This is a genomic window from Paraburkholderia xenovorans LB400, assembly GCF_000013645.1.
GTDB lineage: Bacteria > Pseudomonadota > Gammaproteobacteria > Burkholderiales > Burkholderiaceae > Paraburkholderia > Paraburkholderia xenovorans.
Genome location: NC_007951.1, coordinates 4,474,075 through 4,499,973 on the forward strand (window position 1 = coordinate 4,474,075; position 25,899 = coordinate 4,499,973).

Sequence of the window (25,899 nt, forward strand, 5' to 3'; positions counted from 1 at the left end):
CCCGTGTCAAAAAGCGCCGGAATTCGGAATATACGCGACGAATCAATGGAATAGCAAATAAAACGTGATGATTGAACCCCAATTATCATGTTGGTGCATCGCAGCCAGTTTTTATTGGTGCCACATCAATATCGTGCAAAAGAAAACGGCATGCGAAGATGCCGTTCCGATGCAGCCCTTTGATGCGAAACGCTTTATTGCTGCTGCGGCGTCTCGCGCACCTTGCGCGGCCGCCCGCGCGGCAGCGGCGATACCCGCCGGTTGGCGGCCCGCGCCGCCCATTCGCGGTACGTGTCGCTGCCCAGAACCCAGCCCTTCAGCGTGGCCTGCTGAAGCTGGCTGGCTTCGCGTTCGTCGAGCGGTTGCTCGCACAGTTCACGGTACGCGCGCTGCCGTTCGAACGGCGTATTGCCGAGCGACCAGTACAGCGGGTGATCGGTGATCAGGCTGTCGAGCGTCAGCCCGATGTGATGGCGATAGCTCGACCAGCGGTAATCCTCCGGCGCGCTCACGAGCCCGGCACGCACCGGACACATCTCGACAACGCGGCTCGCCAGCAGGAAGTAGCGCTCGCCTTCGATCACCGTGGCGCGATAGCGGCCTTCCCACAAGGTGCCGCGGCGCGCGTAGCGCCGGTTGAAGTGCGCCACATAGCGGCGCCCCACCGCCTGCATCGCCTTCGGCAGACTCGACTCCTCGGTCGGCGTGACGAGCAGTTGCACCGCGCCCGGCATCAACGCATAGGCGTGGATCGATAAGTGATGGTCGCGTGAAGCCGCTTTTAGACAATCGATGAAGAGCTCGTAGTCCTGATCGTCGACGAATGCGGGTTGCTGATCAAGGCCGCGGAGGATGACGTGCTGCGGCTGGTCAGGGACATAGAGACGTGCAAGCCGTGCCATGCTGGAGTATCCAATAGTCGCGTTGGTACATACCCGAAGGTCCGAAGAACCGCATCCGCGCAAGGTTCGGCGCGGCGCGGCAGAGCCAGAAACCGCGCGGAGCTTAGGGAGAAAGCTCTAACCGCCGCGTATGGTTTGTTTCAAACGTTCTCGTCATAATGAGCGGGCCTTTTCTGGAGGAGCACATATGAAATTAAAACAGGCCGTAACGGGGATCGCGGCGCTAGCCTGCATGACAACGGCAGCTCACGCGCAATCGGCCGGAAGCTTTTACGTCACGACAGGCTGGTTCCATCTCGCACCTCAATCGAACAGTGAACCGTTGAAGGTGACAAGCATTGGCGGCAGCCCGACCAACATCACAGAAGCCAACACAGGCGCATCACTCAGTTCAGCCGACACCATTGGCATCACCGCCGGCTACTTCGTTACTGACCACATCGCGGCCGAACTCGTGGTCGGCTACCCGCCTTCATTCGACCTGGAGGGCTCGGGCAGCCTCGCCCAATTCGGCAAGCTGGGCCAGGCGAAACAGTGGAGCCCGACTCTGCTGTTCAAGTACTACTTCAACGCACCGACCGCTGCTTTCCGTCCGTATCTCGGCGTTGGCGTGAGCCGTATCTGGTTCACCGACGAAAAGATCACCAACAGCGCATTCGAGGCAAACGTTCTGCATGGTCCGACCAGCGTCACTACGGATAGTTCGTGGGAGCCGGTGTTTAATGCCGGCTTCACTTACGCCTTCAACCAGCACTGGTTCGCGGGCTTTTCGGTGTCGTACCTGCCGCTCAGCACGACCGCCAAGCTGAGCACTGCTGCGAACACACCGGTCGGCACGCTGAACGTGCAATCACAAACGAAGATCAAGCTGAACCCGATCGTTACGTACGTCAACATCGGTTACCGTTTCTAACCCTTCGGAAAATTAGGGGTCGTTAGGTAGGGTAGTCGAATTTTCGTGGCTTGGACAACGCCGTCATATATCCCATGACGGCGTTTTCACTTTTATGTGCGCCTGGCAAGGCCGCGGCTGGCGCGTCTGGAAGAAACGCGGAGCACAAGCGTAGGCATTTGTAAATTTGACCCGCAAATGCATCGGCTGGTGCAATATCTGCTGACGAATGCGCGGCCGCGCCACGGCGCGTGGGGGCTGCGGAGTTTGGCACCAAAGTTGCGTCCGCAGGGTGTTTCCCGCGTCGCGGCGTGAGCCTGCGTCTTCGCAACAATGCATGACAACGCGGGACCCTTTCACCTCATCGACGGAGCGACCATGACTGCACTTCCGAATACGCGAGACGCCCTCGGCGAATCGTGGACCAGCACCAGCCGCCGTGCGCGGCGTATCGCTCGCCACAGCCGCCATGCGGCCGAAGATATCGCAGGCGAACTGCGCACGCTAATGTCGGAACTCGAATCCACATTGGCGGACGGCACCCAGGCTGACGCGGTGGCGCTGCGCAGCAAACTTCGCAAGCAACTCGAAGTGGCGCGCGCCCGCTTGAACGACACGCGCGAAGCCGTGCGCGAACGCGCCGAAGTCGCGATCTCCGACGCCGACGACTACGTCCACGAAAATCCGTGGCAGACAATCGCGATCGTCGGCGGCGTGGCATTGATTGCCGGCGCGCTGTTCGCCTCGCGGCTGCGTTAAAGCACGAGGCGGAGGGCGACAGGCAGGGCCGCCTCAGCAGGGCGGCTCGCACGTCGGTTCAGCGGCATACCGCCGCAGACGGATGCCGGGTCGAGATTGTGCGGGGTCGGAGGGGTCGGAGGCGCCGGCGCGCGCAGCCTCGGGCCGTGCTGCTCAGTTGTCGTCGATCACGAACAACCGCTGGTATTCCTTCACCGCATACCGATCCGTCATTCCCGCGATGTAGTGGGCAATGAGGCGCGGCTGCTGCAATGCGTCGGTTGACTGATAGCCCGGCGGCAATAACCGCGGGTCGTCCGTGAACGCGTCGAACAGGCCGGCGACGACGCGGCGCGCCTTGTTGGCCATGCGCATCACGCGGTAATGGCGATACAGGTTCTTGAACAGAAAGCGCTTGAGCGCGGCCGCCTGCGCGGCGATCGTTTCGCTGTGCGCGACGAGCGCGGGCGCCGCGCGCACGGCGTCGAGCGACGTCGGCGTGTGCCGGTCGAGATTCAGCTTGGTCGTATCGATCAGATCGACGATCAGCGTATTGATGATGCGGCGCACCGTCTCGTGAATGAGCCTGCGCCCTTCGATCTGCGGAAAGTCGCTGCGCGCCGCCTCGTAGTGCACCTGCCATAACTCCACTTCCGCGAGTTGCTCCACCGTGAGCAGGCCCGAGCGCAAGCCGTCGTCGACATCGTGGTTGTTGTAGGCGATCTCGTCGGCAACGTTCGCGATCTGCGCCTCGATGGACGGCTGCCGCCCTTCCAGAAAGCGCTCGCCCAGCGCGCCGAGTCGCCGGGCGTTCTCGCGTGAGCAATGCTTGAGAATCCCTTCGCGCGTTTCGAAGCAGAGGTTCAGGCCGTTGAACGCGCCGTAGTGTTCTTCCAGATCGTCGACTACCGCCAGGCTCTGCAGATTGTGCTCGAAACCGCCATGCTCGCGCATGCATTCGTTGAGCGCGTCCTGACCCGCGTGGCCGAAAGGTGTGTGGCCCAGATCATGGGCGAGCGAAATGGCCTCGACGAGATCCTCGTTCACACGCAGATTGCGCGCGACCGAACGCGCGATCTGCGCGACTTCCAGGCTGTGAGTCAGACGCGTGCGAAACAGGTCGCCTTCGTGATTCACGAACACCTGCGTTTTATATTCGAGCCGGCGGAATGCCGTCGAATGAACGATACGGTCGCGGTCCCGCTGGAATTCGGTGCGCGCGCTGGGAGCGGCTTCCGGAAAGCGGCGGCCGCGTGACTGCGCGGAATGCGCGGCGTACGGCGCGAGGTGAGCTTCGAGTGCTTCCTGCGTCGGCACGCCGGTTTTGGCCGCGCCTGCCGCCGGGTCATGCTTTACAACGTCGCTGCGCCTGTCAGTCACCGGGTTCTCCGAAACATGGGCGGCGCCTCGTGACGCGGGGTGCGTGATGCGTTGCTGGATGCCTCGCCAGATTCAGACGGCAGCGGCCAGCGTGGCGTGCACCTCGGCATCGGGCGCCTGGGTGATCAGCGTCTCACCGAAACGCTTCAGCAGAATGAATTTGATCGCGCCGGCTTCCGCCTTCTTGTCGACCCGCATGAGTTCGACATAGCGCGAGTCGCCGAGCGCGGGCGCCCGGGTCGGCAAATGGGCGGCGACGATCACGTCGACCAGACGCTTGCGCGCGGCTTCGTCGAGATAACCCATGCGCACGGACAGATCCGCCGCCATCACCATGCCGCAGCCGACCGCCTCGCCATGCAGCCACTCGCCGTAGCCGAGACCGGCTTCGATCGCATGGCCGAAGGTGTGGCCGAAATTGAGGATGGCGCGAAGTCCGCCTTCACGCTCGTCCTGCGCAACCACCGACGCCTTGATCTCGCACGACCGCTTGACCGCCTCGGCGAGTGCGGCGGGCTCGCAGCGATTCAATGCCTCGATATTGGCTTCGATCCAGTTGAAGAAACCCGCGTCGGCAATGGCGCCGGTCTTGATCACTTCGGCGACGCCCGCCGCCAGTTCACGCGCCGGCAGCGTATGCAGCGCGCCGATATCGGCAATCACGGCCTGCGGCTGGTAGAACGCACCGATCATGTTCTTGCCGAGCGGGTGATTGATGCCCGTCTTGCCGCCCACCGATGAATCCACCTGCGACAGCAACGTGGTCGGCACCTGGATGAAGGGCACGCCACGCATATAGCAGGCCGCCGCAAAACCCGTCATGTCGCCGATCACGCCGCCGCCCAGGGCGATCAGCGTGGTCTTGCGATCGGCCCGCGCACCGAGCAGCGCGTCGAAAATCAGGTTCAGGGTTTCGAGGTTCTTGTACGCCTCGCCATCCGGCAACACGACCGTGGACACCTGCTTGCCGAGCGGCGCCAGCACGGCGCGCAGCTTGTCGCCGTACAGCGGGTCGACAGTGGTATTGGTAACGATGGTGACCGAACTGCCGGCGATATGCGGCGCGAACAACGCGGTCTGGCCGATCAGATCGGCACCGATATGGATGGGGTAGGCGCGTTCGCCCAGTTCGACATTGACGGTAATCATACGGTCCATTATGACGCAGGAAGTTTGGCGACGCCGGCCATCTCGAGCTGCATCAGAACCATGTTGACGAGTCCGTTGACCGAAGGCCGGCCAGTTTCGATCACGAAATGCGCGCACTCCCGATATAACGGGTCGCGCACTTCGTAGAGGGCTTCGAGACGCGCTTTGGGGTCTTCGGTCTGCAAAAGCGGGCGATTCTTGTCGCGGCGGGTGCGCAGCCACAGGTCGTGCGGATTGGCGCGCAAATAAATCACGACTCCGCGATTTCGCAGCGCCTCGCGGTTTTCCGGCCGCAGCACCGCGCCGCCGCCGGTCGCGAGCACGATATTTTCGCGCGCGGTGAGCTCGGAAATCACGTTCGCCTCGCGCTCGCGAAAGCCCGCTTCACCCTCCAGCTCGAAGATCACAGGGATGCGCGCGCCCGTGCGTGCCTCGATTTCATGGTCGGAATCGAAGAAGGGACGATCGAGACGGCGCGCAATGGCCCGGCCCACGGTGGTTTTTCCTGCCCCCATGAGCCCTACAAAAAATACATTGGCGTGTGCGTCCCGCGCTTGCAACGGTGTCCTCTGGCTAATCCGGTATGGTTCGTGCCGCAGCTTACTGGCAAAGCGGCTGCCTTGTCGAGCCTGCGCGCCGCCCGTGAGCGCCGCCAGCCCTGTCGCTTCGCGCCCGGCGCCCCAATGGGAATCGCCGGGTGGGCGCGCTGTAAAGCGGAAAACTTAGGGCCGCCCTGCGTTTTTCCCGGCAGAGGCAGGAGCGTGCCCTAATTTGTCTGAACGACGCGCGGCGTGATGAACACGGCCAGCTCGCTGCGCCGGTCGCGATGAGCCCGATGGCGGAAAAGCGCGCCCAAAACCGGTATTTTGCCCAGGAGCGGCACCTGCGTCACATCGTCCCGGTCGTCGGTCGCGTAAATGCCGCCGATCGACACCGTACCACCATCCTCGACTTCGACGCGCGTTTGCACGTGTTTGGTGTTGATCGCAGGCCCAGCGTCGGTCTGTTCGCCGACGCTGTCTTTGGCGACGTCGAGGTCCAGCACCACACGGCCGTCCGGCATGATTTGCGGCTCGACCTCCAGTTTGAGCGTGGCGCGCCGAAACTGCACGCCCGATACGCCCTGCCCCACTTTCGCCTGATACGGCAGTTCGGTGCCCTGCTCGACCACCGCCTTCATCCGGTCCGCCGTGACCACGCGCGGGCTCGAAACGATTTCGCCGCGCCCCTGTGCTTCGAGCGCGCTCAGCTCGATGTTCAGCAAGCGCGTCGCGCCGGCGGCGAATAACGTCAGACCGGCGGTCGCCGCATCGAAACCGGCGATCGGGCGGGCCGACAGATCGTAGGCGGCGTCGGTCAAACCTTTCGCGCTGCCGTCGGCGTTGCTGGTCGCCATCGAGAGCTTCACGCCGAGATTGCGCGAAAAACCGTGTTCGCCCTCGACGATACGCGCTTCGATCAATACCTGGCGCGTCGGCCGGTCAACCGAGGTGAGCAGCGCCGCAATCTGCGCGAGGCGCGCTTCCAGATCGGTCACGAACAGCAGATTGGTGCGCGGATCGGCGGTCGCGGCACCACGTTTGGACAGGACGCGCTGGGCGCCCGAACCGGTCAGCAGGCGCCTGACGTCCTCCGCATGCGCGTAGTGCAGTTCGAACGTGCGGCTGGCGAGCGGCTCGAGATCGGCGGCCCGGGCGTGCGCTTCGAAGCGCTGCCGCTCGCGCGCAGCCAGATCCGCAATCGGCGCGACCCAGATCACGTTGCCGTGCCGCTCCATCGCGAGGCCGTTGACGTCGAGCAGGGTGTCGAAGGCGGTGCGCCACGGCACCTTGTCGAGCCGTAGCGAGACTGCACCGCGCACTCTCTCGCTCGCAACGATGTTCAGCCCCGTGAACCTGGCAAACGCATTGAGCACGGCGCCGAGTTCGGCACGCTGAAAATTCAGCGAGAGCGGTTTGTCGTCGGGGGCGAGGCCGGCATCGGCGGCACTGAGCGGCGCGCCGCTCAGACGCGCGAGCGGCGGCAGCGGCACCGGCGGACCTTCGAGCGCGCTGCTGCCGGCGGCATTGTCGCGCGCCGCTGCGGCAGATTGCCTGCGTAGCGGCGCGGAGCCGTCAGCGGCGGTGGCGGCGTTGACGTCGGTGGCAGGCCCGTCCGCGGCGGCATCGGCGGCCGTCGCACTGGCAGGCGATGCGTCTGGATCGTCTGCGGAATCCTGACGAAACGGATTGGGCACGTCGGCGGTAACTTCGCGTGGCAGCGATGGCGCGCTGTACGGAGGATCGGCTGGCATAACCGCACCGTCGAGCGGCATCCCGGCAGGCAACGGCGGCAACGGTGGAGTCGACGCGCTCGCACCCCCGACAGCCAGCGCCGCGCTGACACACAGAGCGAGACATATTTTCAGTCCGGGCGATACACCTGCGCCGACGCCCAACAATCCAACCGGAAATGGCTTCGCGAGTCTCATCACGAAGTCTCCGTCAGCGCCAGCATGCGCGTCGCGCTGCCCTTCGCGAGCGTAATGCCGAACGCGTCCAGCCTCGTGACACGTTCCACGCCGATCTGCTGTCCGGGCTCCACGGCCGTGACGCCATCAGGCGTATCGAGCAACGCCAGCCCACGCGTGCGATCACGCAGCAATCCCACCAGCCGCAGTTGCGAAACATCGGGCGAGTCACCTGCTGCCTGCACCTGAGGCTGCGAAAACGGATCGAAGAAAACGACGTTTTCTTCGTCATCCGAATCGAGGCTGTCTTCGGCGAAGGCCTCCGCGGAAGCTGCCGATGGCGCCGGCCGCAGCGCATTGAATACGCGCAGCGTGGCGCTGACCGACAGTGCGGCGGCATCCCGCTTGACGGTCACATCCACAGGCACCATCAGCACCGGCAGGTCCGACAACCCGCGCAGAAACGCCATCAAGTGGACGAAATCCGTGCGCGCCGTGAGTTGCAGCGAACGCATGCTGTCAGCGCCCGCGCCGCCAGCAACGCCGGGTTCCACCGCCAGCAACTCGACGCTATTCTGCGCGGCCAGTTCGGAGACGAGACGCAGGTCTTCGGCAATGCTCCACGGTCCAGATGAACGTGCGATCGGAGCGGCACCCTGCCTCCCGTCGAGCTCGCGGCGCAGCACGGGCAATTGCGCAAGCGCGCGCCTTGCGTTCGCGAGACGCAGGCTGGTGGCCTCCAACGCCATGCGGCTCGCTTCGACGCCACCCAGGTCGGCGACAACCCAGCCATGTGCGCCAAGGCCGAACACCAATGCGGCGATCAGCAGCGCCACCACCCACCGCCGACGCCGGCTCCATGCATGGAGCGGCAAACGCACGTGTTTCACCCAATAAGAAAGCGACAGTTGCTCGCTTGCCGCACCGCCAGATTCGACAAACGTCGTACTCATTTCGTACCTCCTGATTGTTCGGACTTCACGGGACGCGGTGCCGCGGACGCGGCCGCGCGAGCCGCTTTCTGCACGGGCTCGTTCCATCGCAGATGCGCGCCGAATTCGATCGGACCAGTCATGCTTGCCTGCGCGGCCGCAGCCGCAGCGCCGCGTGAAGACGCGCTATGCAGGTCACTCATCTCCGCCCCTTTCACGCCATGAATCGCACTGAGGCGTTTGAGCCACTCGGCCGAAGCGATATGGCCGCGCGAGCTCGCCAGCAATTCGGTCTCGTCTTCACGGTGACGCAGCTGCCGCAACACCACGCCGTCGCCCGGTTCGAAACTGAGCGCATCGAGCAGATCGCGTAAATGCGCAAGCGGTTCGGACAAGCTCTTTGCGCGCGCCGCGTTCTGGCGTTGTTCGTCTCGCGCCCGCAGCAATGCCGCGTGCTCCGCGAGCGGCGCAGACAATTGCTTGAGCGATTGTTCGATCGACGCGCGCCGCGCATCGAGCAGCGCCCTTTCGACTGCCTGCCAGCCGGCCAATGCGAGCACCGCGATGCCACCGGCGCACACCGCTGCAATCCATTCGAGCATGCGCCGCCGACGCGCGAGCCGCGCGTTGCGTTGCCGGTAAGGCAGCAGATTGAAACCGCCGAGCCAGGACCGCGCGAAACGCGTGCCGCCGCCGCGTATTGGCGTCCTCGTGTTCGAGGCCTCCGCGTGCAACAGACCGCCCGTCATTCGAGCACCCCGCGCAACGCAAGCCCGAATGCCACCGCACCGGACGGCTCGTGCAACAGCGGATCGGTCAACGCCCGTTCGAGACCACCGAGCGCCGCGCATTCGAACGGCAGCACCGTGCAGCCCAACACGTCCGCGATATCCGCAATGGTGAAACCCACGCCGTCGAGCAGATCGACCTCGCCGCTCAACAACGCACAATCGAGCTCCGGGCCGTGCGCCAGGTCGCGCAATGCGTCGGCGAGATCGGTGTGTTCGGGCGCCGGGTAGCGCATTTCTCTGGCTATGCCGTCGTCGACGATCCGCCAGCCATATACGCCGTCCATGCCGATCCACAACGCGACATAGGGCTCGTGCGGATCGAGCTCGTAGCTCGCCGTGTAGCGCATGGCGCGTAACGCCGCGTGCGGCTCACCGTCGATGGCGGTAAGCGAGATGCCGGCAATCGCCGCGCATTCGATTCGCGCTTCGAGATGTTGCCGCGCGGTGGCGGCAATGGTTACGGAGCGGACTGGCGAAGGCGCTTCGTCGACATACCAGTCCACGGCGAGCGCATGCCTTTCCAGCCCGGCAATGCGCTCGACTTCGCTCATCACCGCCGGCTCCAGTTCAGCCAGCTGATGCCCGCCGTCCTGCGCGCAACCGCTCTGCGCGGCAAGCCGCGCGAGCGGCACCGTAGCGGTCAGGGTGGCCGACGCGGGCAGCGCCATCGCGCAGCGCAGGGCGCGTGTGGCGCACGCGTGCGGCAGTCCGGCAAACGCGTCGCGCAACGCACGCGCCACCGCATGCCGGTCGGCGATCTCGGCGCCGGCCATTGCACCCGCGACAAGCGGCACGGTGCTCACGTATTCGATATGCAGCGCGGCAGGCGGACGCGCCCGCTGACTGAGCACGATCAGACGCACGGCCTGCGGACCGACGTCGATCCCTGCAGCGAAACGCTGCGCACCGGGTTGCACTGCCTGAAGCCAGGATCTTTTCAACGCCATGACGCCCTCCCTCTAACTCACGCGACGAACCATTCGAACGCGAGTGATGAGGAAGAATTGTGCGCAGCCGCGCCGCCGCGCGACACTCAGCCAAACGGCTAACGTTGAGCAACGCACGTCCTGTGCGCCATCAAAGCGACTACAGTGAAGTCATTCCCGCGCGGCGCGCAGACTTGTGAAGAAGTGTCAGTAAGCATGCCGAAAGCTGAAAAGCCAGGCGGCTATAATCGCGGGACTGTTTTTTGGTGCCTATATGCAATCCACGTCTCCTACGTCCCCGCCGCCCGCGCCGCAGAAGCGCAAACGCCCGTTGTGGCTGAAGCTCATCATCGGCTTCGTGGGTCTCATCGTCGCAGGCATTCTGTGCGTGCTGCTGGTGCTCGGTTATGCGCTCGTCGTCGCCACGCCCAATCTGCCGTCGCTCGATGCATTGACCGATTACCGGCCCAAGGTGCCGCTGCGCATCTATACGGCCGACCACGTGCTGATCGGCGAGTTCGGCGAGGAACGGCGCGACATCGTCCACATTCAGGACGTGCCCGATAGTCTGAAGAAGGCCATCCTCGCCATTGAAGACGCGCGCTTCTACGACCACGGCGGCGTCGACCTCACCGGCATTGCGCGCGCGGGTATCGTCGCGCTGACCAATGGCCACGCCACGCAGGGCGCGAGCACGATCACCATGCAGGTGGCGCGCAACTTCTTCCTCTCCAGCGAGAAGACTTACACGCGCAAGATCTACGAGATGCTGCTCGCCTACAAGATCGAATCGAAGCTGTCGAAAGATCAGATTCTCGAGGTGTACATGAATCAGATCTATCTCGGTCAACGCGCGTACGGATTCGCAAGCGCGGCGCGCGTTTACTTCGGCAAAGACCTGAAGGATCTGACGCTGGCCGAGTCCGCCATGCTGGCCGGACTGCCCAAGGCGCCGTCCGCCTATAACCCGGTGGTCAACCCGAAGCGCGCAAAGGTGCGCCAGGAGTACATCCTGCAGCGCATGTACGAGTTGCACTACATCACCCAGGAACAATACGACGAAGCGAGCAAGCAGCCGCTGGTGGTCAAGGGCGCGGGCAAGGAGTTCAGCGTGCACGCGGAATACGTCGCGGAAATGGTGCGTCAGATGATGTACGCGCAATATCGCGAGGAAGCCTATACGCGCGGCCTGAACGTGGTGACCACGATCGATTCGGCCGACCAGGACGTCGCTTACCGGGCGCTGCGCAAAGGTCTGACGGACTACGAACGGCGCCACGGTTATCGCGGTCCGGAGGCGTTCATCGATTTGCCGTCCGACGCCGACGACCGCGAACAGGCCATCGACGACGCGCTGCTCGAACACCCGGACAACGGCGAAATCATTGCCGCCGTGGTCACCGCGGCGAGTCCGAAGCAGGTGCAGGCCGCTTTCATCGACGGCAATGTCGCGACGATCCAGGGCGACGGCTTGCGCTTCGCGCAGTTCGCGCTCGGTCCGCGCGCTCAGCCGAATCAACGTGTGCGGCCCGGCGCGATCATCCGGCTCGTCAAGAACGACGACGGCGACTGGTCGATCACGCAATTGCCGCAAGTGGAAGGCGCGTTCGTTTCGGTGATTCCGCAAGATGGCGCGATCCGTGCGCTGGTCGGCGGTTTCGACTTCAACAAGAACAAGTTCAATCACGTGACTCAGGCGTGGCGTCAGCCGGGTTCGAGCTTCAAGCCGTTCATCTATTCGGCGTCGCTCGAAAAGGGACTCGGGCCGGCAACCGTCATCAACGACGCGCCGCTCTTTTTCAGCGCGGCTGAAACCGGCGGCCAGGCGTGGGAGCCGAAGAACTATGGCGGCGGCTTCGACGGCCCGATGACCATGCGCACGGCGTTGCAGCGCTCAAAAAACCTGGTGTCGATTCGCATCCTGAACCAGATCGGCACGAAGTACGCGCAGCAGTACATCACGCGCTTCGGCTTCGACGCGGATCGTCACCCGGCTTATCTGCCAATGGCGCTGGGCGCCGGTCTCGTCACACCGTTGCAGATGGCGGGCGCGTACTCGGTGTTCGCCAACGGCGGCTATCGGATCAACCCGTATCTGATCGCCGAAGTTACCGACCAGCGCGGCATCGTGGTTGCGCACGCGCAGCCGCTGGTGGCGGCGCAAAGCGCGCCGCACGCAATCGAACCGCGTAATGCGTACGTGATGAACAGCCTGCTGCAAAGCGTGGCGCAACGCGGCACGGGCGCCAAGACCAATGTCCTCAAGCGCACCGATCTCGCCGGCAAGACGGGCACGACCAATGATTCGCGCGACGCGTGGTTCGCCGGTTATCAGCACACGCTCACGGCCATCGCGTGGATCGGCTACGACAATCCGCGCAGCCTCGGCGACAAGGAAACCGGCGGCGGTCTGTCATTGCCCGTGTGGGTCGAATACATGGGGCGCGCGCTCAAGGGTGTGCCGGAGTACAAGATGCCGATGCCCGACGGCCTGACCGAACTCGGCTCGGAGTTGTACTTCGACGACTTCACGCCGGGGCACGGTTTCGTCGCCACGGTCGGCATCAGTCAGGCGGCGCTGGATGCCGAGGCGAGCGGCGCGTCGGCGGCCGCGCCCGAGCAGGTCGGCGAACAGGAGAAGCAGGACATCATGAACCTGTTCCGCGGCCACTGACGCCACCGCTCGAAGTCCCTTCAGAAAGCAGAATGGCCGCGCTGAATGCGCGGCCATTCTGCCTGTGCAGTCGGGATGATCGGGATCGCGGGAGCCGCGTTTGCGGCGCTCCTCCAGACTGCGCGTTTTACGCTTCGAAGTGAACCGGCTCGCCGGCTTGCTGCGTCGCGTACTCCGACAGCGCGGCGAAAAACTCCGTGCCGCTGCGCGTGTCACGCCACTCGCCATCGACGAAACGGAAGTGGAAACCGCCCGCTTTCGCGGCAATCCAGATCTCGCTCATGGGCGGCTGGAGGTTGACGATAATCTTCGAGCGATTCTCGAATTCGAGGGTCAGGACGTTGCCGCTGCGCTCGAGTTCGATGTCGGCATCCGTGTCGTCCAGCGCGCGTTCGATGGCGGCTAGCGCGGCTTCCGCGCGGGTCAGGTATTCACTATCGGACATGCTAAACTCCATCGATTATTTATTCAGGGACAGTCATGCGAGTCGTATCTCGGATGCGCGCGGCGGCGCCCGGCCGCGCGATTGTAGCGGTTTTGGCCATTCTCGCAGGTTGTGCACTTGCCGGCTGCGGACAACGCGGTTCGCTCTATTTGCCCACCGTGCCGCCGCTACCGGCCAAGCCGACCGATCGCACGCAAACCCCGCCGGACGTCGCGCCATCCGCCCCGGCAACCTCCACCGACATGGGCACCGTTCCGGATACCTCGGGCACGCCGCTTTCGTTGGCGCCGGAAAACGAACTCGCCACGCCGCCTGCATCCGCTACGTCGGCTCCGCTGCCGGCTTCCGCTGCCACACCCGTTCAATAAGACTTTCGCATGACTCGATCCGCATTTGACTACGTCGACGGCGTGCTGCATGCCGAAGGCGTATCCGCCGTTTCCCTCGCCGAGCAGTTCGGCACGCCGCTGTACGTGTATTCGCGCGCCGCGCTCACCGCGGCGTGGAACGCTTACGCCGGCGCTTGTGCCGGCCGCCGCGCAAGCGTGCACGTCGCCGTCAAGGCCAATAGCAACCTCGCGGTGCTGAATGTGTTCGCGCGCCTCGGCGCCGGCTTCGACATCGTGTCCGGCGGCGAACTGGCACGCGTGCTGGCCGCTGGCGGCAAAGCGGAAAACACGGTGTTTTCCGGCGTCGGCAAGAACGCGAACGAAATGCGCGAGGCGCTCGCCGCCGGCGTGAAATGCTTCAACGTCGAATCGATTCCCGAGCTCGACCGCCTGAATGCGGTCGCGGCGGAAATGGGCAAGAAGGCGCCCGTCTCGCTGCGCGTGAATCCCGACGTCGACGCAAAGACGCATCCGTATATCTCCACCGGCCTCAAGTCGAACAAGTTCGGCGTCGCATTCGAAGACGCGCGCGCCACGTATCAGGCGGCCGCGGGCATGGCGAATCTCGAAGTGGTGGGTATCGACTGCCATATCGGCTCGCAGATCACCGAAGCCGCCCCGTATCTGGACGCGGTCGACAAGGTGCTGGAACTGGTCGAACAGATCGAGCAGGACGGCCTGAAGATTCGCCACATCGACGTAGGCGGCGGCCTCGGCATCACGTACGACGACGAAACGCCGCCGGAGATCGGCGAGTTCGTGCGCACCGTGCTCGATCGCATCGAAGCGCGCGGTCACGGCCATCGTGAAGTGTATTTCGAGCCGGGCCGCTCGCTGGTCGGCAATGCAGGCGTGCTGCTTACGCGCGTCGAATTTCTGAAGCCGGGCGCGGAAAAGAATTTCGCCATCGTCGACGCGGCCATGAACGATCTCGCGCGCCCCGCCATGTATGAGGCGTATCACGCAATCGATCCCGTCGTGAAGCGCGACGTGCCGGCCCACGTGTACGACGTGGTCGGTCCGGTTTGCGAGAGCGGCGACTGGCTCGGCCGCGAACGCCTGCTGGCGGTGGAACCGGGCGATCTGCTGGCAATCCGCTCGGCCGGCGCGTACGGCTTCGTGATGAGCTCCAACTACAACACCCGTCCGCGTGCGGCCGAGGTGATGGTTGATGGTACACAAGTGCATGTGGCACGCGCCCGCGAAGAGGTCAGGCAACTGTTTGTGGGCGAAACGATTTTGCCAGCGTAACCTGCAATAGTGACGCGAACGTAAAAAAGGCGATGCCACTGCGGCATCGCCTTTTTCTGTTTACGCGAGATGTTTCGACGCCGGTCAATGCGCCTTCGACATCCGGTCACGCAACCACACGACCAATCGCCAGCCAAGCAACGCCACCATGATCGCGCCGTAAATCTTCGGCAAGATCAGATCATGCTTGCCCGCCTTCATCCACCAGAAGTGCAGGATCGCGAGCGCGCCGATCGCATAGATGGACCGATGCAGCATCTGCCAGCGGCGCCCGAGCTTGCGCACCATCGCACGCGGCGACGTCGCGGCCAATGCGATCAGCAACACGAACGCCGCGAAGCCCACCGTGATGAACGGCCGCTTGCCGATGTCCTTGACGATCTCGGCGACGTCGAACCACTTGTCGAACCACAGGTACGTGGTGAAATGCAGCGTAGCGTAAAAGAACGCATAGAGACCGAGCATGCGGCGAAAGCGCACGAACGCGGCGACGCCGGTGAGCCGGCGCAACGGTGTCACCGCCAGCGTGATGCAGAGAAAGACGAGTGTCCACAGACCTGTCGAGCGCGTAATGAACTCGATGGGATTCGCGCCGAGCCGGTCGGTCAAGCCAAATAGCACGATGCGCGCGAGCGGATACCACGCCGCGATAAACACCGCGATCTTGACCGGCACGATCCAGCGCGCGCCGGCTGCGGGCCGCCTCGCCGCCGCCGATGACGCGGGCGGCTGCGCGCGCGACGCTGGGCGCGCGGCCTGAGCAGGCGGCTGAACAGCGGGCTGAACGGGCTGAGCAGCAGGTTGCGTATCGGAAGCCATGATCGCGCCGCCTAGAAATTCTTCTTCAGGTCCATGCCCTGATAAAGCGACGCGACCTGGTCGCCGTAGCCGTTGAACATCAACGTCTTGCGCTTGGGTGTGAAGAAACCGTCCTCGCCGATACGCCGCTCGGTCGCCTGACTCCAGCGCGGATGGTCGACATTCGGATTCACGTTCGAATAAAACCCATATTCGTTAGACGCGTACGTGTTCCAGCTGGTCGGCGGCTGCTTGTCGAGGAAGCGGATCTTCACCAGCGACTTCGCGCTCTTGAAACCATACTTCCACGGCACCACCACGCGCACCGGCGCGCCGTTCTGATTGGGCAGCACCTGACCATAGAGGCCCATTGTCAGCAAGGTCAGCGGATTCATCGCTTCGTCCATGCGCAGACCTTCGGAATACGGCCAGTCGAGTACGGGCGTCGAGAGTCCGGGCATTTGCGACGGATCGGCCAGCGTGATGAATTGCACGTATCTGGCGTTGCCTGTCGGCTGAACGCGCTTGATCAGCTCCGAGAGCGGCACGCCGATCCACGGAATCACCATCGACCAGCCTTCCACGCAGCGCATCCTGTACACGCGCTCCTCGAGCGGCGCGAGCTTGAGCAATTCGTCGATGTCGTAGACTTTCGGATTCCTGATCTCGCCCTCGACGCTCACCTTCCACGGATGCGGCCGCAGCGTCCCGGCGTTGCGCGCAGGATCGGCCTTGTCGGTGCCGAATTCGTAGTAGTTGTTATACGTCGTGATGTCCTTGTACGGCGTGATCTTGTCGAGCGCAACGAATCGGGTATTGGTCTTCGCCGCCAGCTTCTGCGCCTTCGGGTCCGGCGACGCGTAAGCCGCCAGCGCCTCGCCGTTCACACCGACCAGACTGCCGAGCGCCACCGCGCCGGCCGCCTGCAACACGCGCCGCCGGTTCTGAAAAACACGCTGCGGCGTGATTTCGCTGCGCGCAATGTCGTCGCCGCTGAGTTGAATTCTGTCGCTACGCTTGATCCACATAGTGGTACTCCTTGCCGGCCCATCGGTCCATACAGCTTGAAAGGCCATATTGATGATCGCTCGCCCAGGCGTTTGTCACAGTCATCCATAGGTACTGTGAGAGCGAACACTCTGGATGCAGCAATATTCCATCGGCCACAAAAAAACCGCCGGTGCGAAGCACACGGCGGTTTTGCATCGGTTCAGAGCGGCAGATCTTTCTTACAGCTTGCCGTAGCTATGCAGGCCCGACAGGAACATGTTGACGCCGAGGAACGCGAAGGTCGTGACCAGCAGCCCGGTCAACGCCCACCACGCCGCCACCGCGCCGCGCAGCCCCTTCATCAGACGCATATGCAGCCAGGCCGCATAGTTCAGCCAGACGATCAGCGCCCACGTTTCCTTCGGGTCCCAGCTCCAGTAGCCGCCCCAGGCTTCAGCGGCCCACAGCGCGCCGAGAATCGTCGCGATCGTGAAGAACGCAAAACCGACGGCGATGGATTTGTACATCACGTCGTCGAGCACTTCGAGCGCCGGCAGGCGGTCGGCCAGCACGCCACGCTCTTTGGCCAGATACGCGACGCCCACCATAGCCGACAGCGCGAAGCTGCCATAACCGATGAAGTTGGCCGGCACGTGAATCTTCATCCACCAGCTTTGCAGCGCCGGAACGAGCGGCTGGATCTGCTGCGCGTCGCGCGCCACCGAGTACCACATCAGGAAGCCGACCGCGGCGCTGATGACCAGCAGCACGAACGCGCCGAGCGCGCGAGTGTTGTAGTGCTGCTCGTAGTACAGATAGAACAGCGCGGTGATCAGGCTGAACAGCACGAACACTTCGTACAGGTTCGAGATGGGAATATGGCCGACGTCCGCGCCGATCAGGTACGACTCGTACCAGCGCACCATCAGGCCGACAAAGCCCATCAGCACCGCCGCCCACGTCATCTTCGAGCCGATCGCCGCGCCGGTCGGCGAGCGCGACAGCAGGCCGATCCAGTAGAACACGGTGGCGAACACGAAGAGCGCGCTCATCCACAGGATCGCGGACTGGCTCGACAGGAAATACTTCAGGAAGAATGCGTTATCCGCGCGGCTGAGGTCGCCGTGGTAGATCTGGATGGCCAGCAGCGACAGCGCCGTGATCCCCACCATCAGCGGACGCACCGGTTTCCAGCGCCAGCCGAGCACCATGAACACCGGCACCGCGCACACCAGCACCAGCTTGTCGTAGTAGTTCATGAACGGGTGATAGCGCGACAGCGCAAACCCGGCGCCCGCGACCATCGCGACGGCAAACAGCCAGTCGACAACGCCGAGCCGTTTCAGGAACGGCCGCTCGTCGTACTGCGCGACGTTGGGCACTTCACCGGCGGGCGCTTTCCTGGGCCGCGAGGGTGAAGAAGAGGATGAGGAAACCTGAGTCAAGTCCATGATCTTACCGGGTCGAATCGTGTGAGCTTGCGGACGGCGCGCCGGCGTTGCCGGATTTGGCGGAGGCGCTGGCGGCGTCGGATGCTTCAGCCAGTTTGGCGCCCAGCGCGGCGCCCACGGCGTCGCGTGTCTGGACGAACTCTTTCTCGAAGTCGAGCGTTTTACGCGCGCTCGACATCGCCATCACGACATTTGTGCCGTGGTCGGTATCTTTAAGCCAGAACCAGAGGCGCCGTTCGCGGACGTAGAACATCGAAAAGATGCCTAACACGAGGAGCAGGCTGCCAAGATACACGACTTTTTTGCCCGGCGCGCGCGTCAGCTGAAATACCGAGGCTTGCACCTGCTTGAAGGAGTCGAGTTGCAGGTAGACCGGCGATCCATACAGAAAGCTGTCGGATATCGCATTGATCGAGCTCTGGATGAAGCGGCTGGCGTCCGCATTGGGCGTTGCCTCGGGCTCGCCGAGCTGCTGGCGGGACAGTTGGTATAGATCCCACGTGGAGCCTTCGAGCATGCGCAGCAGCAGGCCGGCGGCCTTTTCCTGTTCGCCCTTCGGCACCGAATGGTCGATAAAACCGGCGATGGCCTGGAAGCCGCCGACCGCCTGGCCGTTCGGCATCTTGATCCCGTTATCCGCGCCCGCAAAAAGGGTCAGCACGCGCAGCGCGCTTTCTTCGAGATGCTGTTGCAGTTCGGCATTCGCGCCGGGCACCGAGCGCAGCGCGAAACGGTGAGCGGCCGAGGCGCGCATGGCCGGATCCTCGAGCGTGGCGCGCAGATTCATCCACTCCTTGACCGTGCCGCCGCTGTCGGCCGGAATGCGCAGGTAGCGGAACGGATCGTCCGGATTCATGCGCATGCCGGCGAGGAACATCTTTTCGCCGGACACGTCGACCGGCAGCATGTAATTGTTGTATTCGCGCGCCTGGCCGTCCTTGTCGCGCACCTTGTATTGCACCGACGGGCCGACGTTGTGCAGATCGAGCGGCTTCGAGGTTTTCGCGCCGGAGCCGAGGCGCTCGTCGAACGCTTCTTTCAGCGTGCGGTGCGCCGCGACGCCGCGGGCGTCGGTCTGGCCGCTGCCGTTCTGGATGTTTTCGACGTTGATCGCGCGGAAATCGGTGAATTCCACCGTCTGGCCATCGGCAAGCGGCGTGGCCGAGCTCAACGGCGCATTGCCGCCGATCGTGCCGCCGAACGGCGCGGTCTTCGCGCTGGCGCCGCTCATCGGGTAGGCCGTCATCTGCATTTGCGAGCCGCCGTCCTGGAAGCTCGATTGATAGATCGACACGCCGTCGTAAGTGAACGGCTTGTTCACTTCGACGCGAGCCGGCACGCGCGCGCCGGTCTTGTGATCCACCACGACGATGTCGCTCGCGAACAGCTTCGGCATGCCCGTCGAGTAGTAATCGACGATGAACTTGTTCAGCTCGATCGAAAACGGCAGGTCCTGGATCAGCGAGCCGTCCGGCTGGTTCAGGATCGCCGTGGAAACGTGCTGCCCTTCCGGCACCCACGCGTAGCCGCGGAACGTCGGGTTCGATTGCGACAGACGATGTTCCGGCGGAATGTCATTGATCACCGTGTTGGCGCGGATCGGCGACTTGTCGAACAGCCACATTTGCAGCTTGATCGGCAGATTGCTGTCGAGCAGACCGCCGAGGCAGATCACCACGATCGCCAGGTGAGCCGAAATGTAGCCGAACCTGGTCAGCGCGCCGCGTTTGGCGGCGATCAAGGTCGCGCCGTCGGACTCACGTGTGACGAACTTGTAGCCGAGCCTGGCCGAGAGTCTGGCGAGCACGGCCGAGGTCTGCGCGCGCGTGCCCTGCACCGCGAACTCGCCTTTGTGATGGAACGCGCGCAGGCTGCCTTCGCGGACCTTGTCTTTCCAGCTCTTCGCGTCGGCGACCATTTTCGGCGCATTACGGATCACGCAGAGCGACACCGACACCATCAGGAAGCCGAGGATCAGCATGAACCACCACGAGCTGTACACCGTGTACAGGCTGAGCGAGCGGAAGATGTCCGCCCAGAACGGGCCAAACTGATTGACGTAGTTGGGGTACGGATCGTCCTGCGTAAGGACGGTGCCGATGATGCTGGCGATCGACAGAATCACGAGCAACGAAATGGCAAAACGCATCGAACTCAAGACTTCGATGACGCTGCGCGTAATGCGATTGCCCGACTTCGACTGCAAACCCGACGTGGTGACGCTCATTCATGCTCCGACTGAACAGCAAAAAAGGGTGAAGGGCTGTCGCAGGCACGACGCCCCCACCCTTTTCTTGTTTTGTACCGGCCTCGCCGGACCGGTTGCACTTGCGTGCGGACTCGCAAGAAAGCCGGGCCGCCCAGATTTTCTCCCCCTCGGGGAGCCCAGCGCGAAGCGCCAGGTTCGGGGGCCCTCTATCCTAATGCAAGCCCGCGATGTAATCGGCTACAGCCTTGATCTCACTGTCCGACAGACGCGTGGCAATTGCATGCATCGCCTCGTTATTGTTACGTGCGCCGGGACCTTGCGTGAACGCGGTCAACTGCGCCACCGTATATTCCGCCCACTGCCCCGACAGGCGCGGGTACTGCGACGGGATCCCCTGACCGGTCGGCCCGTGGCAGCTTGCGCAGGCCGGCACGCCCTTGTCGGCAATGCCGCCGCGATAAATCTTCTGGCCAAGCGGAACGGTGTCTTTGTTGTGCGCGTAACCGGGCTTCGGGGTCTGCGCGGCGAAATAAGCGGCGACATTGACCATATCCTGATCGGACAGCGCCGCAGCCATGCCCGCCATGATCGCATTGTTGCGCGCCGGCTGCCTGGCGCCCGGCTCGGTCTTGAAATCCTTGAGCTGCTTGACGAGATACTCAGGGTGTTGGCCGGCCAGTTTCGGATACGCACCGCCGGCGCTGTTGCCGTCTGCGCCGTGACACGATGCGCACACCTGCACCGCGATTGCCTGCCCCCGATTGACGTCCGGCTTTACCGGATCTGCTGCTCGTGCCTGAATTGCCAAACCTGAAAGACCTGCCGCTACATGAAGCACCATCAGAGTCTTGCTCAGTCGATTCATTCGCACACCCTGTCTCGTCTTGTGGGATTTTTAGAGAGCCCCTAAACCTGCCGACTTGCGCCAGGCCCGGCGTTTCTTGAAGGTTTTGCAAAATACGACGGCGACCGAGTGACCGCCGGGAGCCGCCAAGGCACGCGGGCTGGCCCCCTCAGGTTTTCAGTAAACCATCGTATTGTACAATAACTCGCTAATCGCTAAGACGCCAGTCGGGCTTGACCCGTCCCCACTCCGGGTTCCCCGGCGTCTCGAATCCTGGCCTGATCATGTCCTTCCTGCTTCACCAATCCCGCTTTTTCACGACCGTCAATCACTTGCAAGATCTGCCGGCCACTTCGCAACCCGAGATCTGCTTTGCGGGACGCTCGAACGCGGGCAAGTCGACGGCTATCAATATTCTGTGCAATCAGAAGCGGCTGGCCTTCGCCAGCAAGACGCCAGGACGCACGCAGCACATCAATTACTTTTCGGTGGGCAACGCGGACGAGCCGACCGCGCATCTGGTCGATCTGCCGGGCTACGGTTACGCGGAAGTGCCCGGCGCGGCCAAGGCGCATTGGGAAGCGCTGCTGTCCGCCTATCTGCAGTCACGCTCGCAATTGCGCGGCATGATCCTGATGATGGACTCGCGCCGCCCGCTGACGGATCTGGATCGCCGCATGATCGAGTGGTTCGTGCCGACCGGCAAGCCGATCCACACGCTACTCACGAAGTGCGACAAATTGACGCGCCAGGAAAGCGTGAATGCGTTGCGCGCGACGCAGAAGGGTCTGGCTGAATATCGCGCCGCCGGCTATCGCGGGGAATTGACCGCTCAACTGTTCTCGGCGCTCAAGCGCATCGGGATCGACGAAGCGCACGCGCTGATCGAAAGCTGGCTGATCCCCGAGGCGAAGGGCGAAACCGACACGCCTCAGTAAGCGAGGCAGGCGCCGTCACGTAGCAAAAACGCCATTTTCGGCCGCCCATAAAAAAACCCGCCGCTTTAACGGCGGGTCAAACAGCCTAATCGAAAAAACGACAGGCACCCGCTCAGGGAGGAGAAGCGGGGAGGTCAGCGCAAGGCGCCTTGCTCGATCGGTATGATATACCATTGTCTCGAAAAGTTTCCGGCAGCGGAGGCAGGCGCTACTTGTCCACTCCACACATCCACGTTTCTTCGGTTCGTCTATGAGCTTCTATCCGCACTACCGTCCGCGCCGCATGCGCCGCGACGACTTCTCGCGCCGCCTGATGCGGGAAAACATCCTCACCACCAACGATCTGATTTATCCCGTCTTTATCGTCGAAGGCACCAACGTGCGACAAGCCGTTCCGTCGATGCCGGGTGTCGAACGTGTGTCGGTGGATCTGCTGATGGGCGTGGCCGAGCAGTGCGTCGAACTGGGCGTGCCCGTGCTGTCGCTGTTCCCGGCCATCGAGCCTTCACTGAAAACGCCCGACGGCCGCGAAGCGACCAACCCGGCCGGCCTGATTCCGCGCGCGGTTCGCGAACTGAAAAAGAACTTCCCCGAGTTGGGCGTGCTCACCGATGTCGCGCTGGACCCGTACACGAGCCACGGCCAGGACGGCGTGCTCGACGAAGCCGGTTACGTCATCAACGACGAGACAGTCGAGATCCTGGTCGAACAGGCTCGTGCTCAGGCTGAAGCGGGCGTCGATATCGTCGCGCCTTCGGACATGATGGACGGCCGCATCGGCGCAATCCGCGAGATGCTCGAGAGCGAGGATCATGTGCACACCCGCATCATGGCTTATGCCGCCAAATTCGCGTCGGCGTTTTACGGCCCGTTCCGCGACGCCGTAGGCTCCGCCACGAACCTCGGCAAGAGCAACAAGATGACCTACCAGATGGACCCGGCCAATTCGAATGAAGCGCTGCGCGAAGTGCAGGCGGACATCAACGAAGGCGCGGACATGGTGATGGTCAAGCCGGGCATGCCGTATCTGGATATCGTGCGCCGCGTGAAGGATGAGTTTCAGTTCCCGACGTACGTGTACCAGGTGAGCGGCGAGTACGCCATGTTGAAGGCGGCCGCACAGAACGGCTGGCTCGATCACGATAAAGCGATGATGGAGTCGCTGCTGGCGTTCAAGCGGGCCGGCGCGGACGGTGTGCTGACCTATTTCGCATTGGATGCCGCGCGGATTTTGCGCTCGCAGAAGTAACCCGGCGCGCCGCCTTTCGAGGCGGCTCAGGCGTTGGAATGGACGGAGGCCGACTTGTTTGTCGTGCCTCCGTTTTTTATTTGGCACTCGCGCCGGCGCGTGCCGCGAAATGTTGTTTGTTCAGTTGCGGTCAGGCGTCGTTTGACCGCGGGTGGCGCTCGACATTCATCAGCTTCGGACACTAGGCGCGGACGATAGAGGACACTCGTCCTCAGTTAGGCCCCGGTCCCACGCGCCCGATCCAGGCTGCGCAAGAATTTATCCGCCGACTCATATCCCACCACACGCAGCACTTCCTTGCCACCCTGATCGAAGAATATGATCCCCGGCGGCCCGAACAGGCTGAAGCGTTTAAGCAGCGTTTGATCGTCGGCGTTGTTTGCGGTGACGTCGGCGCGCAACAGATTCATCTGCTTCAATTTCGCCTGCACGCGCGGGTCGCTGAAGGTGAACTTCTCCATCTCTTTGCAACTGACGCACCAGTCGGCGTAAAAATCGAGCATAGCGGGCTGTGCAGCCGTTTTGACGGCCTCGTCGAGTTCAGTCGATGAGCGCACCGGGACAAACGTCAGAGCGCTCTGCGACGCGCCGTCAGGCTTATTCGACGCGTTCGCCACACCTGCCACACCCGCCTCCCCGCCGCGCGCCGCCAGAACGGCGAGCGGGCGCAGAGGATCGGATGAGCCCGCAGCCAGCCCGACCAACAGGACTGCGGCCCAGACCGCGAGCGCGGCGCCGATGCCGCGGCCCAGCCGGCGCCAAACGGAAGCCTGCGCGACGGGCGCCGAGAACAAGCCGAGCGAGGCTGCGGCGATCAGCAACCAGAGGGCGCTCAGAAGCATGGTCGCAGTTGCGCCGAGCACCGGCCAGACGATCCACAGCGCCGCCGCGAGCAGCACCACACCGAAGAACACCTTGACACCGTCCATCCACGCGCCGGCGCGCGGCAACAGCGTGCCCGCGCCAAGACCGAGAATGAGCAGCGGCACGCCCAAGCCCAGTCCCATTGAAAATAGCGCTGCGCCGCCGAGCACGGCGTCGCCCGTATGCGCAATGAACGCCAGCACCGCGAACAGCGGCGCGGTCATGCAGGCGCCGACCACCAGCGCGGACAGCGCGCCCATTAGGGCAACGGCCGCAAACTTGCCGCCGGAGCGCCCCGCCGACGCGCGCGAAACGCCGTCCTGCCAGCGCTGCGGAAGCGCGATGTCGAGGCCGGCAATCAGGGTCAGCGCGAAAACCGTCAGCAGCACGCCAAAGGCACCGAGCACCCACGGATTTTGCAACCACGCGCCGAGACTTTGTCCGATCAGCGCAGCGGCAATGCCAAGCGCCGTGTACACGAGCGCCATGCCGATCACATAGGCGGCTGACAACGCGAATCCGCGGGCACGCGTCACTCTCGCGCCCTCCCCGATGATGATTGCCGAGAGAATAGGAATCATCGGATACGAACATGGAAGCAGACTGAGCACGGCGCCGGCGACGAAATAAAGTCCGACGATCGCAAAGAAGCCCCCGCCTTGCAGCAGCGACTGCGCGTAGTCTGCGCTGGTGGCGCGCTCATACCATGAGCTGCCCGCGACAGCCGATTGTTCCGATTGTTGCGCAACACCGGCGCCGGCGGCTTCTGGACTGCCGGCTGCCTGCAGAGCCGCGCCGCTTACGTGGTACACGCGCTCCATCGGCGGATAGCAGATGCCGGCATCCGCACAGCCTTGCGATGTCACCGCAAGATCGAAGGGTCCGGCCGCCTGCTTAACGGGAATGCGGATCGTCAACTCGTTCCGATACGTCTCGACGTTCTTGTTGAAGGTCTGATCAAACTTGACGTGGCCGGCCGGTAGTTGCGGCTCGCCGATCGTCGTCGTGCCGTTGCGCGTCGCGAAGGCGAAGCGCTCCCGGTACATGTAGTAGCCATCCGCAATCTTGTAGGTCACGTCGACTTCGCCGGGTTTCTCCGTCGCGCTGAATTTGAAAGCGACCGCGGGATCAAGGAAGTCGTCCGCAGCGCGAGCCGAGGTGCCGAACTGGGCGAAGATAAGGCAACCGAACAGGAAGAACAGAGCACGCAGCGCCCTGCGCGCACGCCGGTCGATACCGTTAAACATGGAGGGGACGTTGGGTTTCAGCAGTGATCCACTGGCCGTACGCGGCAGATGCCGTCGCTTGCCAGGAGAGGATCTCCGGCGTGTCGTAAGGATGGTGCGCCTGAATGTACTGCTCGAGCTCGAGCGCGCGTGCCGCGCTGGTCTTGAACAGCAACTGGATTTCCTGCGCCGTTTCGATTGTGCCTTGCCAGTGATAGCTGGACTGCACGGCACCCAGCTGGGTGACACAGGCGCATAGCTGCGTGGCCAGGGCATCCGTAGCGAGCTTCTGAGCCACGGCCACATCCGGCACCGTCGTCAGAATCAAGGTCACATTCAAACTCACAGATGGCTCCGGCAAGGCACGATTCAGTTGCCGATATCGTATCACCTAGCCTTGCCCTACCGCAGA

23 protein-coding genes are annotated in these 25,899 nt (G+C 63.4%); 7 read left to right on the forward strand and 16 right to left on the reverse strand.

Features of this window, described 5'->3' with window-relative positions; genetic code table 11:
• Nucleotides 1-194: 194 nt before the first annotated feature.
• Nucleotides 195-902 (reverse strand): transposase, encoded by a 708-nt coding sequence (locus tag BXE_RS20075; RefSeq protein WP_007180173.1) that lies wholly within the window; start codon nucleotides 900-902, stop codon nucleotides 195-197.
• Nucleotides 903-1,089: 187 nt separating this feature from the next.
• Here BXE_RS20075 and BXE_RS20080 point away from each other — a divergent pair, with 187 nt between their 5' ends.
• Together BXE_RS20080 and BXE_RS20085 are read left to right on the forward strand one after the other, a co-directional pair.
• On the forward strand, nucleotides 1,090-1,815 hold the full coding sequence (locus BXE_RS20080) for an OmpW/AlkL family protein (RefSeq protein ID WP_011490027.1): 726 nt from the start codon (nucleotides 1,090-1,092) through the stop codon (nucleotides 1,813-1,815).
• Nucleotides 1,816-2,172: 357 nt separating this feature from the next.
• The gene (locus tag BXE_RS20085) at nucleotides 2,173-2,553 is read left to right on the forward strand and encodes a DUF883 family protein (RefSeq protein ID WP_007180171.1); all 381 of its coding nucleotides are present in this window, start codon (nucleotides 2,173-2,175) and stop codon (nucleotides 2,551-2,553) included.
• Nucleotides 2,554-2,706: 153 nt separating this feature from the next.
• Here BXE_RS20085 and BXE_RS20090 read toward each other — a convergent pair whose 3' ends face one another.
• The 7 genes from BXE_RS20090 to pilM all read right to left on the reverse strand — a co-directional run bounded on the left by BXE_RS20090 (nucleotide 2,707) and on the right by pilM (nucleotide 10,180).
• A complete protein-coding gene (locus tag BXE_RS20090) occupies nucleotides 2,707-3,912 on the reverse strand; it encodes a deoxyguanosinetriphosphate triphosphohydrolase (RefSeq protein ID WP_011490028.1) in 1,206 nt (401 codons plus the stop codon).
• A gap of 72 nt (nucleotides 3,913-3,984) precedes the next feature.
• Nucleotides 3,985-5,070 (reverse strand): 3-dehydroquinate synthase, encoded by a 1,086-nt coding sequence (gene aroB / locus BXE_RS20095; RefSeq protein WP_011490029.1) that lies wholly within the window; start codon nucleotides 5,068-5,070, stop codon nucleotides 3,985-3,987.
• Nucleotides 5,070-5,621: a shikimate kinase gene (locus tag BXE_RS20100; protein WP_011490030.1), complete on the reverse strand. Its 552-nt coding sequence runs from the start codon at nucleotides 5,619-5,621 to the stop codon at nucleotides 5,070-5,072. Before BXE_RS20100 ends, aroB begins: the two co-directional genes overlap by 1 nt.
• A gap of 206 nt (nucleotides 5,622-5,827) precedes the next feature.
• Nucleotides 5,828-7,534 carry a type IV pilus secretin PilQ gene (locus tag BXE_RS20105; RefSeq protein WP_081435544.1) on the reverse strand — a complete coding sequence of 569 codons (1,707 nt, stop codon included), beginning with the start codon at nucleotides 7,532-7,534 and terminating at the stop codon, nucleotides 5,828-5,830.
• Complete coding sequence (locus BXE_RS20110; protein ID WP_038457265.1) at nucleotides 7,531-8,463, reverse strand: hypothetical protein; 933 nt, start codon at nucleotides 8,461-8,463, stop codon at nucleotides 7,531-7,533. The genes BXE_RS20105 and BXE_RS20110 overlap by 4 nt, the downstream gene beginning before the upstream one ends.
• Nucleotides 8,460-9,191, reverse strand: coding sequence for a hypothetical protein (locus BXE_RS20115; RefSeq protein WP_011490033.1), 732 nt, complete (start codon nucleotides 9,189-9,191; stop codon nucleotides 8,460-8,462). Before BXE_RS20115 ends, BXE_RS20110 begins: the two co-directional genes overlap by 4 nt.
• Nucleotides 9,188-10,180 carry a type IV pilus biogenesis protein PilM gene (gene pilM / locus BXE_RS20120; RefSeq protein ID WP_011490034.1) on the reverse strand — a complete coding sequence of 331 codons (993 nt, stop codon included), beginning with the start codon at nucleotides 10,178-10,180 and terminating at the stop codon, nucleotides 9,188-9,190. Before pilM ends, BXE_RS20115 begins: the two co-directional genes overlap by 4 nt.
• A gap of 253 nt (nucleotides 10,181-10,433) precedes the next feature.
• Here pilM and BXE_RS20125 point away from each other — a divergent pair, with 253 nt between their 5' ends.
• The gene (locus tag BXE_RS20125) at nucleotides 10,434-12,833 is read left to right on the forward strand and encodes a penicillin-binding protein 1A (protein ID WP_011490035.1); all 2,400 of its coding nucleotides are present in this window, start codon (nucleotides 10,434-10,436) and stop codon (nucleotides 12,831-12,833) included.
• 127 nt (nucleotides 12,834-12,960) lie between these two features.
• Here the strand turns inward: BXE_RS20125 and cyaY are convergent, their stop codons facing one another.
• A complete protein-coding gene (cyaY, locus tag BXE_RS20130) occupies nucleotides 12,961-13,278 on the reverse strand; it encodes an iron donor protein CyaY (RefSeq protein WP_011490036.1) in 318 nt (105 codons plus the stop codon).
• Between the two features lie 35 nt (nucleotides 13,279-13,313).
• Here cyaY and lptM point away from each other — a divergent pair, with 35 nt between their 5' ends.
• The gene (gene lptM / locus BXE_RS20135; protein WP_011490037.1) at nucleotides 13,314-13,646 is read left to right on the forward strand and encodes an LPS translocon maturation chaperone LptM; all 333 of its coding nucleotides are present in this window, start codon (nucleotides 13,314-13,316) and stop codon (nucleotides 13,644-13,646) included.
• A 9-nt stretch (nucleotides 13,647-13,655) separates the two neighbouring features.
• Entirely contained in the window at nucleotides 13,656-14,918 is a 1,263-nt protein-coding gene (lysA, locus tag BXE_RS20140) for a diaminopimelate decarboxylase (protein WP_011490038.1), read from the forward strand.
• A gap of 84 nt (nucleotides 14,919-15,002) precedes the next feature.
• Here lysA and msrQ read toward each other — a convergent pair whose 3' ends face one another.
• The 5 genes from msrQ to BXE_RS20165 all read right to left on the reverse strand — a co-directional run bounded on the left by msrQ (nucleotide 15,003) and on the right by BXE_RS20165 (nucleotide 21,231).
• Nucleotides 15,003-15,737, reverse strand: coding sequence for a protein-methionine-sulfoxide reductase heme-binding subunit MsrQ (msrQ, locus tag BXE_RS20145; protein ID WP_011490039.1), 735 nt, complete (start codon nucleotides 15,735-15,737; stop codon nucleotides 15,003-15,005).
• Between the two features lie 11 nt (nucleotides 15,738-15,748).
• Nucleotides 15,749-16,744 (reverse strand): protein-methionine-sulfoxide reductase catalytic subunit MsrP, encoded by a 996-nt coding sequence (gene msrP, locus BXE_RS20150; protein WP_011490040.1) that lies wholly within the window; start codon nucleotides 16,742-16,744, stop codon nucleotides 15,749-15,751.
• Between the two features lie 201 nt (nucleotides 16,745-16,945).
• Nucleotides 16,946-18,157 carry a c-type cytochrome biogenesis protein CcsB gene (gene ccsB, locus BXE_RS20155; protein WP_011490041.1) on the reverse strand — a complete coding sequence of 404 codons (1,212 nt, stop codon included), beginning with the start codon at nucleotides 18,155-18,157 and terminating at the stop codon, nucleotides 16,946-16,948.
• A 4-nt stretch (nucleotides 18,158-18,161) separates the two neighbouring features.
• On the reverse strand, nucleotides 18,162-20,384 hold the full coding sequence (locus BXE_RS20160; protein WP_011490042.1) for a cytochrome c biogenesis protein ResB: 2,223 nt from the start codon (nucleotides 20,382-20,384) through the stop codon (nucleotides 18,162-18,164).
• Between the two features lie 193 nt (nucleotides 20,385-20,577).
• The gene (locus BXE_RS20165) at nucleotides 20,578-21,231 is read right to left on the reverse strand and encodes a c-type cytochrome (protein WP_011490043.1); all 654 of its coding nucleotides are present in this window, start codon (nucleotides 21,229-21,231) and stop codon (nucleotides 20,578-20,580) included.
• A 263-nt stretch (nucleotides 21,232-21,494) separates the two neighbouring features.
• Here BXE_RS20165 and yihA point away from each other — a divergent pair, with 263 nt between their 5' ends.
• On the forward strand, nucleotides 21,495-22,148 hold the full coding sequence (gene yihA, locus BXE_RS20170) for a ribosome biogenesis GTP-binding protein YihA/YsxC (protein WP_011490044.1): 654 nt from the start codon (nucleotides 21,495-21,497) through the stop codon (nucleotides 22,146-22,148).
• Between the two features lie 250 nt (nucleotides 22,149-22,398).
• Entirely contained in the window at nucleotides 22,399-23,397 is a 999-nt protein-coding gene (gene hemB / locus BXE_RS20175; RefSeq protein WP_011490045.1) for a porphobilinogen synthase, read from the forward strand.
• A gap of 215 nt (nucleotides 23,398-23,612) precedes the next feature.
• Here hemB and dsbD read toward each other — a convergent pair whose 3' ends face one another.
• Complete coding sequence (dsbD, locus tag BXE_RS20180) at nucleotides 23,613-25,508, reverse strand: protein-disulfide reductase DsbD (RefSeq protein ID WP_011490046.1); 1,896 nt, start codon at nucleotides 25,506-25,508, stop codon at nucleotides 23,613-23,615.
• Nucleotides 25,501-25,833: a divalent-cation tolerance protein CutA gene (gene cutA / locus BXE_RS20185; RefSeq protein WP_038457262.1), complete on the reverse strand. Its 333-nt coding sequence runs from the start codon at nucleotides 25,831-25,833 to the stop codon at nucleotides 25,501-25,503. The genes dsbD and cutA overlap by 8 nt, the downstream gene beginning before the upstream one ends.
• Nucleotides 25,834-25,899: the final 66 nt, after the last annotated feature.